This is a genomic window from Actinomadura sp. CNU-125, from assembly GCF_001942465.1.
In the GTDB taxonomy this organism is placed as follows: domain Bacteria; phylum Actinomycetota; class Actinomycetes; order Streptosporangiales; family Streptosporangiaceae; genus Spirillospora.
Genome location: NZ_MKJY01000581.1, coordinates 52,931 through 66,375 on the forward strand (window position 1 = coordinate 52,931; position 13,445 = coordinate 66,375).

General features: G+C 71.8%; 20 protein-coding genes. 11 read left to right on the top strand and 9 right to left on the bottom strand.

Features of this window, described 5'->3' with window-relative positions:
* Positions 1 to 2: 2 nt before the first annotated feature.
* The 4 genes from BJF79_RS54810 to BJF79_RS45855 are packed head-to-tail and all read right to left on the bottom strand — an operon-like array spanning position 3 to position 2,333.
* Positions 3 to 242 carry a hypothetical protein gene (locus BJF79_RS54810; protein WP_143220952.1) on the bottom strand — a complete coding sequence of 80 codons (240 nt, stop codon included), beginning with the start codon at positions 240 to 242 and terminating at the stop codon, positions 3 to 5.
* On the bottom strand, positions 239 to 1,609 hold the full coding sequence (locus BJF79_RS52395) for a phosphotransferase (protein WP_083734744.1): 1,371 nt from the start codon (positions 1,607 to 1,609) through the stop codon (positions 239 to 241). The genes BJF79_RS54810 and BJF79_RS52395 overlap by 4 nt, the downstream gene beginning before the upstream one ends.
* Complete coding sequence (locus tag BJF79_RS54815) at positions 1,606 to 2,082, bottom strand: hypothetical protein (RefSeq protein WP_143220953.1); 477 nt, start codon at positions 2,080 to 2,082, stop codon at positions 1,606 to 1,608. Before BJF79_RS54815 ends, BJF79_RS52395 begins: the two co-directional genes overlap by 4 nt.
* A complete protein-coding gene (locus BJF79_RS45855) occupies positions 2,079 to 2,333 on the bottom strand; it encodes a hypothetical protein (RefSeq protein WP_075906933.1) in 255 nt (84 codons plus the stop codon). Before BJF79_RS45855 ends, BJF79_RS54815 begins: the two co-directional genes overlap by 4 nt.
* Before the next feature lie 1,099 nt (positions 2,334 to 3,432).
* On the opposite strand from BJF79_RS45855, the gene BJF79_RS45860 reads away from it, so the two are divergent.
* Complete coding sequence (locus tag BJF79_RS45860; protein ID WP_262403552.1) at positions 3,433 to 3,873, top strand: hypothetical protein; 441 nt, start codon at positions 3,433 to 3,435, stop codon at positions 3,871 to 3,873.
* Between the two features lie 54 nt (positions 3,874 to 3,927).
* Here BJF79_RS45860 and BJF79_RS45865 read toward each other — a convergent pair whose 3' ends face one another.
* Positions 3,928 to 4,821 (bottom strand): NADP-dependent oxidoreductase, encoded by an 894-nt coding sequence (locus BJF79_RS45865; RefSeq protein ID WP_075906935.1) that lies wholly within the window; start codon positions 4,819 to 4,821, stop codon positions 3,928 to 3,930.
* A gap of 70 nt (positions 4,822 to 4,891) precedes the next feature.
* Between BJF79_RS45865 and BJF79_RS45870 the strand changes: the two genes are divergently transcribed.
* Complete coding sequence (locus BJF79_RS45870; RefSeq protein ID WP_075906936.1) at positions 4,892 to 5,497, top strand: TetR/AcrR family transcriptional regulator; 606 nt, start codon at positions 4,892 to 4,894, stop codon at positions 5,495 to 5,497.
* A 36-nt stretch (positions 5,498 to 5,533) separates the two neighbouring features.
* Complete coding sequence (locus tag BJF79_RS45875) at positions 5,534 to 5,959, top strand: DUF3592 domain-containing protein (RefSeq protein ID WP_143220955.1); 426 nt, start codon at positions 5,534 to 5,536, stop codon at positions 5,957 to 5,959.
* Positions 5,960 to 5,980: 21 nt separating this feature from the next.
* Here the strand turns inward: BJF79_RS45875 and BJF79_RS45880 are convergent, their stop codons facing one another.
* Complete coding sequence (locus BJF79_RS45880; RefSeq protein WP_075906938.1) at positions 5,981 to 6,352, bottom strand: MerR family transcriptional regulator; 372 nt, start codon at positions 6,350 to 6,352, stop codon at positions 5,981 to 5,983.
* Between the two features lie 144 nt (positions 6,353 to 6,496).
* Between BJF79_RS45880 and BJF79_RS45885 the strand changes: the two genes are divergently transcribed.
* Both BJF79_RS45885 and BJF79_RS64665 read left to right on the top strand, forming a co-directional pair.
* Positions 6,497 to 7,402, top strand: a complete 906-nt coding sequence (locus BJF79_RS45885) for an NADP-dependent oxidoreductase (RefSeq protein ID WP_075906939.1) — start codon at positions 6,497 to 6,499, stop codon at positions 7,400 to 7,402.
* 185 nt (positions 7,403 to 7,587) lie between these two features.
* Positions 7,588 to 7,977, top strand: a complete 390-nt coding sequence (locus BJF79_RS64665) for an alcohol dehydrogenase catalytic domain-containing protein (protein WP_262403553.1) — start codon at positions 7,588 to 7,590, stop codon at positions 7,975 to 7,977.
* A 76-nt stretch (positions 7,978 to 8,053) separates the two neighbouring features.
* Here BJF79_RS64665 and BJF79_RS64670 read toward each other — a convergent pair whose 3' ends face one another.
* A complete protein-coding gene (locus BJF79_RS64670; protein ID WP_262403554.1) occupies positions 8,054 to 8,206 on the bottom strand; it encodes a hypothetical protein in 153 nt (50 codons plus the stop codon).
* A 95-nt stretch (positions 8,207 to 8,301) separates the two neighbouring features.
* On the opposite strand from BJF79_RS64670, the gene BJF79_RS64675 reads away from it, so the two are divergent.
* The 4 genes from BJF79_RS64675 (at position 8,302) to BJF79_RS45905 (ending at position 11,435) form a co-directional block, all read left to right on the top strand.
* Complete coding sequence (locus BJF79_RS64675; RefSeq protein WP_410050223.1) at positions 8,302 to 8,625, top strand: zinc-binding dehydrogenase; 324 nt, start codon at positions 8,302 to 8,304, stop codon at positions 8,623 to 8,625.
* Positions 8,626 to 8,760: 135 nt separating this feature from the next.
* Positions 8,761 to 9,954: a glycosyltransferase gene (locus tag BJF79_RS45895; protein WP_262403555.1), complete on the top strand. Its 1,194-nt coding sequence runs from the start codon at positions 8,761 to 8,763 to the stop codon at positions 9,952 to 9,954.
* Positions 9,955 to 10,053: 99 nt separating this feature from the next.
* Entirely contained in the window at positions 10,054 to 10,581 is a 528-nt protein-coding gene (locus tag BJF79_RS45900; protein WP_075906940.1) for a nuclear transport factor 2 family protein, read from the top strand.
* On the top strand, positions 10,578 to 11,435 hold the full coding sequence (locus BJF79_RS45905; protein ID WP_075906941.1) for an LLM class F420-dependent oxidoreductase: 858 nt from the start codon (positions 10,578 to 10,580) through the stop codon (positions 11,433 to 11,435). Before BJF79_RS45900 ends, BJF79_RS45905 begins: the two co-directional genes overlap by 4 nt.
* Here the strand turns inward: BJF79_RS45905 and BJF79_RS45910 are convergent.
* Complete coding sequence (locus BJF79_RS45910) at positions 11,428 to 11,754, bottom strand: DUF3140 domain-containing protein (RefSeq protein WP_075906942.1); 327 nt, start codon at positions 11,752 to 11,754, stop codon at positions 11,428 to 11,430. The genes BJF79_RS45905 and BJF79_RS45910 overlap by 8 nt on opposite strands.
* Positions 11,751 to 11,978: a DUF2945 domain-containing protein gene (locus BJF79_RS45915; protein WP_075906943.1), complete on the bottom strand. Its 228-nt coding sequence runs from the start codon at positions 11,976 to 11,978 to the stop codon at positions 11,751 to 11,753. The genes BJF79_RS45910 and BJF79_RS45915 overlap by 4 nt, the downstream gene beginning before the upstream one ends.
* A 141-nt stretch (positions 11,979 to 12,119) precedes the next feature.
* Here BJF79_RS45915 and BJF79_RS45920 point away from each other — a divergent pair, with 141 nt between their 5' ends.
* Entirely contained in the window at positions 12,120 to 12,515 is a 396-nt protein-coding gene (locus BJF79_RS45920; protein WP_158079503.1) for a DUF427 domain-containing protein, read from the top strand.
* On the top strand, positions 12,512 to 13,369 hold the full coding sequence (locus BJF79_RS45925; protein WP_075906945.1) for an acyl-CoA thioesterase: 858 nt from the start codon (positions 12,512 to 12,514) through the stop codon (positions 13,367 to 13,369). The genes BJF79_RS45920 and BJF79_RS45925 overlap by 4 nt, the downstream gene beginning before the upstream one ends.
* Positions 13,370 to 13,445 lie beyond the last annotated feature (76 nt).

The following is a 13,445-nucleotide window of genomic DNA, read 5'->3' on the forward strand; positions in this document are numbered from 1 at the left end:
GGTCATCCCCCTTGGACGCCCGATGCGCGTAGCGCCCGCCCGAGTGCGTCGATCAACGCACGCGGGAAAGTGATCGAGACCCAGGTGTCAGGGTCGGTGTCCTTCTTTACCGGACGCACCAACCAGTCGTCCGGCTCACCAAGGCGCTTCGCCGACTCCAGTAGACGTGGAGCGTCGTCGTGCCGGACGACCAGCCATGCCCGACCCTTCAGCCGTGCGGACGTCTGCGTCCAGTCCGTCATCGGCTCCTCTCCAGTCGGTAAGCCGCCCACCGGCCCGTCAGTTCGGCGTGCAGTCGGACCCAGTCGTCGTCCCGGCTCCCGGCGGCGGTCCGCCACTGCTCCGCGAACGCGGCGGTGAACATGTCGACGTCCGCCTCGGGCGCGTGCAGCCACGATGGGAAACGAGCCGCCCACGCGTCGGCCTCCCGCGGTGTGTGACCCGCCTTGAGCAGCCACGGGATCAGCAGGACGAGTTCGAGCCACGCGGCACCGCGCGTCACGAACGCCCAGTCGACGACGTGGGCCCGGCCGTCCGGCGTGATGATGAAGTTGTCCTCGTTCAGGTCGGTGTGCAGGAGCGCGTCGCCCGCCAGCGGAGTCGTGTCGTCGGCATACCGCTGCCAGCGCCGCTCCGCCGACATCCGCACCGCGTCGGGGCAGGGAGTTTCCTGGACGGCGTGGACGGTTTTCGCCAGCGCCTCCAGGTCCGGTGACCCGGGAGAGAAGTCGGCCGGGCGTCCGTCCACGTACTCGAATCCGAGCGCGAGCCACTCCCCGGTTTCGACCCGCCACCGTAGGCGGGGAGCGAACTCGCACACGAAGGGGTTGGCGGAGGCTTCGCGGCGCAGCGACATCACCTCGGGGCTGTCCCTGTCCACCAGCTTGCGGGCGGCCTTGACGAAGACCCGGCCACCGCTGGTGTGCAGGGTCGCCGCGATGTCCGCGTGGTTGCCCTTGGACAGCGGCTCCACGCGGAGAACGGGTCCGGTCTCGGCCTCGATCTCGCGCCGCAGGTGCTCGGGAAGACTCGTCCGTCTTGTGCGCACGCGCGTCCCTCCCAGGTCAGATGCGGATGGTGAGCGAGCCGTCCAGCGGCAGGCGCCCACCCCAGTCCACGACCGAGCGCCAGTCCCGGCCGTTCTGGTCGTTGCACTCGGGCGGCAGCAACTCGTCCCGGCCTCGCCCTCCCAGAACTCCGGGTCGACGAAGTAACCCGTGCGGTGGAGCCGCGGAATCGTCCGGGCGAGGGCGGCCCCGGAGCGGATGTCCTCGTCCATGACCGGCCGGTGGTGGATGAACGACTCCGCGAAAAGGTAGCTCATCGGAACGTACACCTCCGTCCGCTGCAGGCTCAGGTGCCACGCCTCGTCCACCGGCGGGGTCGGGACGATCCGGACGTAATCGCGGGGGTCTCGCCGCTCGGCCCGGCGGATGCTCCCGACGGCTTTGAGGAAGACGAGGTTCTGGCCGACGACGCGCGAGCAGTAGTCGTGGCTCGCGTGGGACATCTTGCGGAAGTCGTCCACGAGCAGGGCGAACGCCCTGGCGGGGAGGAGCTCACGCGGGTCCCTGCCGATCGGAGTGACGTTCTCCAGCGTTGCGGTCATGTGCATCTCCTTCGTAGCGGGGGCGGCGCGGCGGACGGGAGGTGGCCGCCGCGCGCCCGGTTCAGGGGGTGACGAGGGCGTCGAACGCGGCGCGCAGCCAGCCCGCGCCGCAGGCGGGCGGGACGGCGGCGCACGCGCGGCCGACGATCCGGCGCGACGGCGCTGGCCGCCACGGGGGCAGGCGGTCGAGGCCGGACGGGCCTGGGGGGCGGAGGCGGCGGCGGTGAGGGCGGGCCGGACGGTCGCGGACGTGCGCTCGGTTGCGGGGCGTACCCCGCGCGACGCACGCCCAGTTCGTCCAGTCGGTGGACCAGTTCGGCGGGCGTGGCCCCCTCGACCAAGCGGTGCCGCCCCGTCCGGTCGCGGGCGACCGCCCACCAGCTCCCGGTGTGGCGGCCGAGCCACGCGCACGTGCCCGGGTACCGGCGCTGCACCTCGGCCGCCACGCGCTCGGGCGTCCACGGCGCGGTCATCGGGACGACTCCGCCCCGCGCCCGGCGAGGTAGCCGAGGATGAACGTGGTCGCCTCCACGATGCGGTCGGCCTCGGCGATCGGCTCGTTCCACGAGGTGTAGAACCACGCGCGTCCACCGTCGTCCGTCCGGGGGCGGCAGGTGACCAGGTCGGACGGGACGGACGCGTCGGGGCAGCAGCGCGGCGCGTCCGGGTTCGCGACGCGCAGGCCGCGCGCGGTCAGTTCGACCTCCAGCCGCCGGGCGCCCAAGTACGCGCCAAGCGCTGCGAGAGGAGCGTCAGGGGTCGTACGATTCATGACAGGTCGGATCCTTTCTCCGGCCGAGGCCCCGGGCTCCCCACTGATTGCGCAGTGGGCCGGGGCCGCTTTCGTTTTCACCGCCATCAAAATGCGAATCGGGTTACCGTGGAAGGTGTTGCCTGCTGCCTGCGCCGTTAGGCAAATGGCAACACCCAACATCGGCAGATAGGTCCGGTTATGACCGAATTCAGCAGTAAGATGCGGGTTCTCATGATCGAACGCGGAGTGTCGTTGCGAAGACTGTCCAGAATCGTGCATTTCGATGCGGGCTACCTGTCGAAGATCCGCAGCGGTTCTCGCACTCCGTCGGCCGACCTCGCCCGAAAACTCGACGAGGCTCTTGGGGCGGACGGGAAGCTTGTTGCCCTTGCGCCGAAACCCCGGGTGGGCGGCGAACGGACGAGTAACGTGGAGCGGGCGAGGCCATACCCCGGCGTCCCATATGAGGAGGACGACGACATGGAGCGACGTCGACTTCTGCAGGCCCTGGCCGCCCTCGGCATCACCGTCACCCCGGCGATGGAAGCCCTCCAGCAGATCCGCAGCAGCGTCGATCGTGCCATGGGCCGCACCGAGGACAGCCACCTCGACGAATGGGAAGAAACGGTCGCAGAGTACGGCTACAGCTACCTTTTGCTTCCCCCGCAGCAACTAGTACGTGACCTGGCGCTCGACCTCGTGGCGGTCCAGCAGCTCACCGCGCGAGGCGGCGACGAACGGCTTTCCGGCTCCTGGTCCCGGGTGACGAGCGGCCTGTCCATGCTCATGGCCAAAACGCTCTCCAATCTGGACGAGCCGCGCATGGCCAGGGAGTGGTGGGTCTCCGCACAAAACGCGGCGGACGCCTCCGGCGACACCGATCTCAGTCTGTATGTGTCCGGTCAACGCCTAATTCGCGACATCTACGAAGATCACTCCCCGGCGATGATCCTCCGGAAGGCGAATAAGGCGATCGAACGAGCACCAGGCCGTCCCCAGTCGCGGCCTGGCGAGTATCCACTCGGTTCGCGCGCAAGTACTCGCGCTGGACGGGCGCACCTCGGAGGCCGTGCCGGATCTGCGCACCATCGAAGAAATTTTCCAGCAATTGCCCGCATCGGTCACCGACGTGCGTTCCACGGACAAGTGGTCCGAGGATCGGGTGCACTACACCGCGGCGTGGGTGCACGCTTATGCGGGGGATCGTGGGCCGCTCGACAAGTCGGTCGCGGACGCCGGGGCGATCCTGCCCGCGGACGAGCCGCGCACGCGCACCCAGCTCGCGCTGCTGCGGGCGTCCGGGCACGTGCGCGCGGGCGACGTCACCGAGGGCGTCCGGCTCGCGCACACGGTCTACGAGGCACAGCCGGTCGAGCACCGGACGACGCTGGTGAGCAGTCTCGCCCGCAAGGTCGTCGACGCCGTCCCGGCGCAACGCCGCCGCGAGGCGGGCGTCACCGCCTACGTGGAACTGGTCGGCGGCGCCGGGTCTCCCAGGTCGAGCGCGTAGAAATCGGACGCGCCGTCCTCGACGAGCACTGCCCGAGGACGGCGCGCGGCCGGTTCAGACGAGGACGACGCGGCGCCCGCGTGTGTGACCGGCCTGACTGTCGATGTGCGCCGCCGCGGCGTCGGCGAGCGTGTACGTCTTCGCGACCGGGATGTGGAGGTCGCCCCGCGAGATGAGACCGACGGCCTCGGCGAGCGCTTCCGGCACGCTCCCGGCCACGCCGGAGAACCGGACGTCGAAGTCCGGTGCGGCGAGATCGGCGATGGTGATCACCTTCTGCGGATCCCCCGTCAGTTCGACGAGTTCCCGGAGCACGCCCGAGCCGGCGAGGTCGAGAGCCGCGTCGACGCGGCCGAGCCGCCGCACCCGCTCGACCCAGCCCTCGCCGTACGTCGTGGCGACGGCGCCCAGGCTGCGCAGATAGTCCTGGTTCGCGGCCCCGGCCGTGCCGATCACCGTGATGCCGCGGGCGCGGGCGATCTGCAGCACCGCCGATCCGACTCCCCCGGACGCGCCGCTGACCAGCAGCGTCTGCCCGGACCGCACGCCGACCTGGCGGATGATCCGAAGCGCGGTCTCCACCACGGAGGGGTATCCGGCCGCCTCTTCGAACGTCAGCCCCGCGGGCATCCGCGCCCAGGCGGACAGCACGGCGAACTCGGCGTAGGTGCTCGCCCCTTCCCCGAACACACGGTCGCCGACCTCGACCCCTTCGACGCCCTCGCCGACCTCGTCGACCGTCCCGGCGGCGTCCAAGCCGACTCCGGCGGGCAGGTCGAGGGGACGGGTGTGCTGGAACTGGCCTTCACGAATCCTCCAGTCGACGGGGTTCACGCCCGCCGCCCGCACGGCGATGCGCACCTGGCCGGGGCCCGCATGGGGCTCCTCGGCGTCCACGAGCCGCAAGACGCCCGGACCGCCGTACTCGGCGAAGCTCACCTTCTTCATGCGGCCGACCGTAACACTAACGGTTGCGTTTTCGAAACCGTTACGGTTTTGCACCTGATAGCGTTGGATCATGACCGTGCCGCCCGGACGCCGTGAGCGCAAGAAGGCCGCGACCCGCCAGAGGATCGCCGACACCGCGCTCCGGCTCTTCCTGGCGCGCGGGTACGACGCGGTGGGCATCCGTGACGTCGCCGCCGAAGCCGACGTGGCCGTCACCACGCTCTTCTCCCACTTCGCTTCGAAAGAGGCCCTCGTCTTCGAGCAGGACGAGGACTTCGAACAGCGCCTCGCGCGGGCGGTCACCGGCCGGGCGCCGCACGAGCCGCTCGTCCCCGCGCTGCGCCGCGAGATCCACGCCCTGGTGCGGCATTGCACGGCCGACGGCGCCGCCCCGATCTGGCGCATGGTCGAGGAAACGCCCGCCCTCCGGGAGTACGAGGAGTCGATGAGGCTGCGCCATGCGGAGTCGCTGGCGAAGGCCATCGCCGCCGAACTCGACGCGGCGCCGGGCACAACGGCCTGCCGGACGATCGCGAGGTTCGTGATCGACGCCTATTCGCTGGCCCGGGAGGCGGCCGATCCGGAGGCGGCGGTGGACGAGATCTTCCGCATGATCGAGGCGGCCTGGGAGGTCGCCTACCCCGTCGGAGACTCCGCCCGCACGGCCGGACCGTAGCCGGGAGCGGCGGAACCAGTGGAGGCGAGCCCGCGTTTGCAGACGGACAAGAAGCGGCGTTACCGCCCCAGTTACATCGGCTGCGTCATCGTCGCCGTCGTCATGGGGCTGTTGTCGGTCACGTGGGGCGGCGGGGCGATCGCGGCGTGGGTGGACCAGTCGGGTAAGACGAGGGCGACGGCGCGTGTCCTCGGGACGGACGGCAATCGCTCGTCCGGACGGATCACGGTCGAGTTCACCACCGCGGACGGGCGCCGGATCGACGCCGAGGACGGGCGGCGCGGCTGGCCCCGCGACGCCGAGCAGGGCGACGAGGTCGACGTCCTGTACGACGCGGACGATCCGGCGGGCGGCGTCCAGCCGTACCAGGACCTCGGACGGTCGCTCCCCTGGTGGGCGCTGTTCACCGTGACGGCGTTCGTGGCGGGCTTCGCCGCCTACCGCACGCGCCCCCGCGCCTGAAGCCGTCCGCGGCAGCAGTCCTCACCGCATGTGGGAGCAGTCGGAATCGGGGTCCAGCGTGAGGGTGATGACGTCGTCGAGCCGGTCGCGCACGGCGAGCAGGTCGGTGATCCGCCGGTCGATGCGGACGCGCTCGGCGACCAGCCGGTCCTGAAGCGCCAAGGGCGCTTGCGTCGCGCCCGAGTCCACGCACGGCAGCACCTCGCGGACCACTCTGCTCGGCAGGCCCGCGGCATACAGCTGCTGGATCAGCCGGACTCGACCGACGGCGGTGTCGGGGTAGTGCCGGTGGCCGCCGGCACTGCGCGTCGCCTCGAGCAGGCCCTGCTCCTCGTAGTAGCGCATCGCCCGGACGCTCACGCCCGCCTCGCTCGCGACCTCACCGATGCGCACCGGCCCTCCTCCCGTCGGCGTCCCGCCCGACTTGCATCTAACGTTAACGTCAGGTTTTAGCTTAGTGCGCGTCGGCGATAGCCGAACATTCCACCCACCGAATTGACGAGCGGCCGGTCAGGCCGCGTCGAAAGGCGGAACGTCATGCGCGCAGTTCGTTACCACGAGTACGGCGGTGTGGAGACCCTTGTGGTCGAGCAGGCGCCGGACCCGCACCCCGGGCCCGGCGAGATCCGCGTCCGCGTCGCGGCGGCGGGCGTCAACCCCGTCGACTGGAAGGTGCGCTCCGGTGCGGCGCGGGCGTTGCTCCCCGTGGATCTGCCCGCGATTCCGGGGCGCGACGCCGTCGGCGTGGTCGACGAGATCGGTGAGGGCGTGCAGGGGGTTCGCATAGGCGACCGTGTCTTCGGGTTGGGCGGCGTCACCGGCGCGACGGCGGAACTGGCCGTGCTCTCGGCGTGGGCCCACGCGCCCGCGACGTGGACCGACGAGGAGGCCGCCGGGGCCGGTCTCGCGTCCGTGACCGCGCTGGGCGGGCTGAACGCGCTCGGTCCGCTGCGCGGGCGCACTCTTCTCATCGAGGGCGCGGCCGGAGGCGTGGGCAGCGCCGCGGTCGAGATCGCGGCGGCTCGGGGCGCCACCGTGATCGGGACGGCCGGCGAGCACAACCACGAGTTCCTCGCGTCCCTCGGAGCCGTTGCGACCACCTATGGCAGCGGCCTCGCGGAGCGTCTCGCCACCCTGGCTCCGAACGGTGTCGACATCGCGCTCGACACCGCGGCGTCCGGGTCCCTGGACGATCTCGTCGCGATCGTGGGCGATCCCGCTCGCGTGTCGACGGTCGCCGACCACGCCGGCGCGAATCGCCTGGGTACGCATCTGGCGAACGCGGAGAACGACTCCGCTCTCCTCGCCGAAGCGGCCGAACTCGGCAGGCGGGGCCGCTACACACCGCGCATCGAGCGGACCTTCCCGCTCCACCGGACCGCGGAAGCCCACGCCCACTCCGAACGCGGACGCACGCGGGGGAAGATCGTGATCTGCGTCTGACCGCTCGGGCGCCGGGTTTGCGTCGGGGCTGGCAGGGCAGGAGCACCGCCGCGCACCGGGCCCCTGCGGCGGCGCCTCCCCGGCGGGCCGCCGAGCACCGCTCGTCCTCGCCCACCGGCGCAGCGGGCGCACACCCAATTGCAGTAACGGAGAGTAATTACATGGCCGTGACCAGTGACTCTTTCATGACGGCGGCGGTTCTGCGGCGGCACGGCGGGCCGGACGCCCTGGAGGTGCGGGACGACTGGCCCGTGCCCTCGGTCGGCCCCGGGCAGGTGCTCGTCCGGGTCGGCGCGGCGGCGTTGAACAACACCGACATCTGGACGCGGGAGGGCGCGTACGGGCTGCCGGGGGACCCGGACGCGCAGGCCGGGTGGCGCGGTGCGATCGATTTCCCTCTCGTGCAGGGCGGGGACATCGCCGGGACCGTCGAGGCGGTCGCGCCGACGTGGACGGTGCGTGGGTCGGGCGCCGGGTGCTGGTCGATCCTGCGTTCTACGACGGCGAGGGCGACGACGCGGTGCCGGTCGGGCTGCTCGGCAGCGAGGCGGACGGGGGTTTCGCCACGTATGTGACGGTCGGTGCCGATCGGCTCCACGACATGAGCGGCTCACCGCTGTCGGACGAGGAACTCGCCGCGCTTCCGGTGGCCTACGGGACGGCGATGGGCATGCTGGAGCGCGCCCGGATCGCGAAGGGCGAGGCGGTGCTCGTCACCGGCGCGTCCGGCGGGGTCGGGTTCGCGGCCGTCCAGCTCGCCGCCGCGCGCGGCGCGCGGGTGCTGGCGCTGACCAGCGGCGGCAAGGCGGACGTCGTGCGCGAGGAGAGGCGACCGTCTCGCGCGACGCGGGTCCGGACGAGCTGCGGCGCGAGCTGCGCGCGGCGGCGCGCCCGGCGGGCTGGACGCGGTCGCGGACGTGGCGGGCGGTCCGTGGCTCGAACGGGTGCTGCCCGCGCTGCACGACGGGGCCCGCTGGGTCATCGCGGGCGCGGTCGCCGGGCCCGTCGTCTCGTTCGATCTGCGGCGCCTCTACCTCCACAACCTCAGCCTCATCGGCTCGTCGATGCACACCCCGGCGCATTTCGCGGAACTGGCGGGACTGGCCCGGACGGGCGCGCTGCGGCCGCGCATCGCCGCCAGGTACCGGCTGAGCGAGATCCACGCGGCCCAAGAGGAATTCCGCCGCGGTTCGCATATCGGCAAGATCGTGATTACGCCGTAGAAAAAGGCGAAGGCAAGGAGAGCATTCTCCTTGCCACTTTCAATCTATAGCGCACCCCGGGGCTTGCGGCAAGACCCCCGTCATGCCTCACGATTGGTCCTCCAAAGGCGTGGCCAGTGGAAATGGGGGATTCGCATGCGGGTGGTTTTGACGACGTGGGGGTCGCGGGGGGACGTCGAGCCGGTGGCGGGGCTCGCGTTCGCGCTGCGCGGGCTCGGGGCGGACGTGCGGGTGTGCGCGCCGCCGGACGAGGAGTTCGCGGCGCTGCTGGACGGTGCCGGGGTGCCGCTGGTGCCGCTCGCCTCGACGAACGTGCGCGCGCTCGTCACCGGGGAGAAGCCGCCGACGGCGGCGGACGCGTTCCGGCTCGCGGCCGAACTGGTCGCCGCGCGGTTCGAGACGCTCACCGCGGCGGCCGAGGGGAGCGACGTGCTGCTGGCGACCGGCCTGATGCCGGTCGGGGCGCGGTCGGTGGCCGAGAAGCTCGGCCTCGGCTACGTGTTCGCGTGCTTCCACCCGTTCGGGCTGCCGTCGCGGCACTTCCCGCCGGGGAGGCGGCCGGGCACGCCGTCCCCGGAGGACGAGACCGACCTCAAGGTGCTGTGGGAGCAGGACGCCCGGCGCGTGGACGAACTGTACGGCGGGGCGCTCCGGACGCATCGGGCGGCGATCGGCCTGCCGCCGGTCGACAACGTCCGCGACCACGTCTTCACCGACCGGGGCCTGCTGGCGGCGGACCCGATCCTCGGCCCGTGGCACGACGTGACGAACCTCGAACTCGTCCAGACGGGGGCGTGGATCCTGCCGGACGAGCGTCCGCTGCCGGAAGGGTTGGAGGCGTTCCTGGACGACGGCGAAGCGCCCGTCTACGTCGGGTTCGGCAGCATGGCGATGCGCGGGCCGACGGACGTGGCGCGGGCGGCGGTCGAGGCGGTGCGGGCGCACGGCCGCCGGGTGGTGCTCGCCCGCGGCTGGGCGGAGCTCGCGTCGGTCGACGAGCGGGACGACTGCTTCGTCGTCGGCGAGGTCAACCAGCAGGCGCTGTTCGGACGGGTCGCGGCGGTGGTGCACCACGGCGGCGCGGGCACCACGGCGACGGCGGCGCGGGCGGGCGCCGCGCAGGTGGTGGTGCCGCAGATGGCCGACCAGCCGTCGTGGGCCGACGGGTCGCCGCGCTGGGCATCGGCGCGGCGCCGGGCGGCCCGTCCCCGACGCCGGAGTCGCTGTCGGCCGCGCTCGGGACGGCGCTGGCGCCCGAGGTGCGGGCGCGGGCGAAGGCCGTGGGCGCGACGATCCGTCCGGACGGTGCGGCGGTCGCCGCGAAGCTGATCCTCGACGGGTTCGTGTCGGCGTGACCCCGGCCGCCCGGGTCCCGCACAGCGGGACCCGGGCGGTGGCCGGTGGCCCGATGTTGCACGCTCGCCGACTATGGACGCCCCCTGGAACGAGTGGTCCGATCGCCGGCAGATCCACGACGTCGTCCTGCGGTACTGCCGCGGGATCGACCGGCTGGACTTCGCGCTCGTCCGGTCGGCGTACCACCCGGACGCCGTCGACCATCACACCGGGTTCGACGGGTCGGTGGACGAGTACCTCGCGTGGGTCGAGCCGAAGCTGCGGGCACGGCGGGGCGGGACGATGCACATCGTCGCGAACCACCTGGTCGAGTTGCTCGGCGACACCGCGATCAGCGAGACGTACGGGACGTCGGTGCACTGGGGCGAGCCCGCGGACGATCCGCGGGCCAACTTCACGAGCGGCGTGCGGTTCGTCGACCACATGGCCCGGCGGGACGGGCGGTGGGCGATCGCCGAACGCTGGGCCGTCCGGGAATGGACCAGGTCGGACGCCGGACGGCTGATGCCCAAGGAGGCCGCGGGCCCGGCGGGCACCCGGGACGGCGACGACCCGCTCGCGCGGCTGCAGCGGAAGCTGCGTGGAACGGAGGACATGTGAAGGTCGGAATCAGCTCGCCGATCGTGGCGCTGGCGGGCAAGCGCCCGGCGTGGGAGGCGACGGCGGGGACGGCCGAGGTCGTGCGGGTGGCGCGGGCCGCCGACCGGCTCGGGTACGAGTTCATGACCTGCCCCGACCACGTGGCCGTGCCGCCGGGCCTGCCCCGAGGGGAACGCTTCTACGACCCGCTCGCCACATTCTCCTTCCTTGCGGGACAGACGGAGCGTCTGAAGTTCCTCCCGTACGTGCTGGTGCTGCCCTTCTACCACCCGCTGGAGATCGCGAAGCGGTACGGGACGCTCGACCACCTGAGCGACGGACGGCTGATCCTCGGGCTCGGGGTCGGGAACCTGAAGGAGGAGTTCGACCTGCTCGGCGCCCCCTTCGAGGATCGCGGGCCGCGCGCCGACGACGCACTGCGGGCGCTGCGGGCGGCACTGTCCGGACGGACGGTGTCGTACGAGGGGCCGTTCTACGCGTTCCAGGACATGGTGGTCGACCCACACGCGGTGCAGTCGCGGGTGCCGCTGTGGATCGGCGGGCACAGCGAGCGCGCGCTGCGGCGGGCGGTGACGCTCGGGGACGGCTGGTCCCCCGCTCCGCAGTCGTTCCGCGGCCCCACCCCGGAGCTGATGCGGGAGATGCTCGACCGGCACGAGCCGCCGGAGGGGTTCGACGTCGTCCTCACCCCGGGCGAACGCCTTGACCCGGTAGGCGATCCCGACCGGGCGGGGGAGGTCATCGCAACCGCGGAGAAGGCGGGCGCGACCCATATCAACCTGACCGTCCGGCACGAGTCGCTCGCCCACTATCTGGAGCAACTGGAGGCGTTCGCGGAGATCGCCCTCACTTGAGGGGGTCGTGGCCCCAGTTCATCAGCGAGTAGCGCCACTTGGTGTCCGCGATGTCGCCGGACGGGCGCTGTGCGAGGTGCCGGTGCACGTAGCCGACGACCTTGTTCATGTGCGCGCGGTCGTCGTCGGTCAGATCGGACGACTCGGCGCGGAGCAGTTCGACGATCCTGCGGCCCGACGCGTGGCCGGTCGACTCTCCGCCGTCGCCTTTCTGGCCGACCGACCGCGACTCGTCGGTGTCGAGCCAGCGTTCGAGTTCCTTCGGGGTCATGTTCACGACCTCGCCGAACTCGGCCTCGACATCGCCGTTTCCGCTCATTTCGACCGCTTCCGCTTCAGCGCCGACGGCTTGTGGACCGCCCGCTTGCCGCTCTTCTCGCTGCGCACGACGTACTGCGGCTCGTCGGGCGACGCCGCGACGGTGCGTCCGGCCTCCTCCCGCCGGTCGGTGACCTTCTTCTCGACCTTCCCTTCGGTCTCGGAGCCGTGGCTGCTCCAGGCCACCTCGTCCCCGACCGATGGTTCGTCCTTGCGTTTCCCCATGTCACGGGCTTACCCGGTGCCCGGTGGGCAAGCCCGGAGGGACGGCTGATAACGGCGCTCTTGTAAATGAGAACGCCTCTTTCGCGGATTCTCGATTCCTGCGAGGATGAAGGCGTCCGTTCCCGGATGGAGGTCGCAGCCTTGGCAGCCGCACGGTCCATGTACCACGAGCGCCCGGACTACCGCGTCGATCTGCTCGCCCGAACCAACCTCGTGACCGCGCGGCTCGACGAGGTCCTGCTGGCCCGCAGCCGCGCCTGCCTGTTCGTGGACGAACAGGACCACGGGCTCGCGATCTACTTCCCCGAGGACGCCGTCGACTTCTCGCGGCTGGAGCGGATCGACCACCGCACCGTCTGCCCGTTCAAGGGCGAGGCCGTCTACTGGCGGGCCGCCGGGAGCGACGGGCCCGGCGTCGCGTGGGCCTACCCGGAGCCGTTCCCGCAGGTCGCGCGGCTCGCGGGATACGTCTCGTTCGATCTGGACACCGTCCGCACGACGATCGGCGCGGGCGTCTTCACGGGGGTGCGCCCATGACCGAGTCGTCGCTCGACCGCATGATCGACATCTTCGACGTCACGCCGATCGACCGGACGCGGTTCACCGGCGACAGCGACGGCGGGGGCCGCCGGGTCGTCGACGGCAGCCAGATCCTCGCGCAGTGCGTCGTCGCCGCGTCCAAGTCGTTCCCCGGACGGACCGTGCGTTCGGCCCACGCGCTGTTCGTCGCCGTCGCCGATCCGGAGAAGGCCCTCGAATTCACGGTGACGCCCGTCCGGGAGGGGCGTTCGTTCGCCAGTGCGACCGTCGCGGTCGGGCAGGGCGACCGCACGTGCGTCACCTGCACGGTCCTCCTCGACCGCCCGCAGGCGGACGTCGTCCGGCACGACACCTGGACTGGCCCGCCCGTCGGGGGGCCGGAGTCGGCGTACCCCGTCGACATGCCGCTGCGGGGCCGCGAACTGCGCATCGAGGACGTTCCGGACTACGGCGACCCGGACGAGGTCGGGCCGCCGATCCTGAACGCGTGGCTGCGCTACGACACCGTCCCGCCGCGCGACGAGCTGCGCCGTGCTCTGCTCACGCACTTCACCGGACATCTCGCCATATCGACCACGATGCGCCCCCACGCGGGCATCGGCACCTCGCAGGCCCACCACACGGTGTCGACGGCGGTCATGGGCATCGCCGTGCACTTCCACGAGCCCGCCGAGTGGGACGGCTGGCTCCGGTACCACCACGAAAGCACCTTCGCGGGCGCGGGCATGAGCCACGTGCGCGGCCAGATCCTCACCGAAGACGGACGCCTGGTGGCCTCCTTCACCCAGGACGGCATGATCCGCCCCTTCGAAGCACAGGGCGCCGCGATGCCGACCGAGTCACGCTTGTAACGCCGCCGCACCATCCCGTCCGTCGGCGCGCGCGCCGATAACGCACAAGCCGGTCCGAGGCGCTGTAACGCCGCCC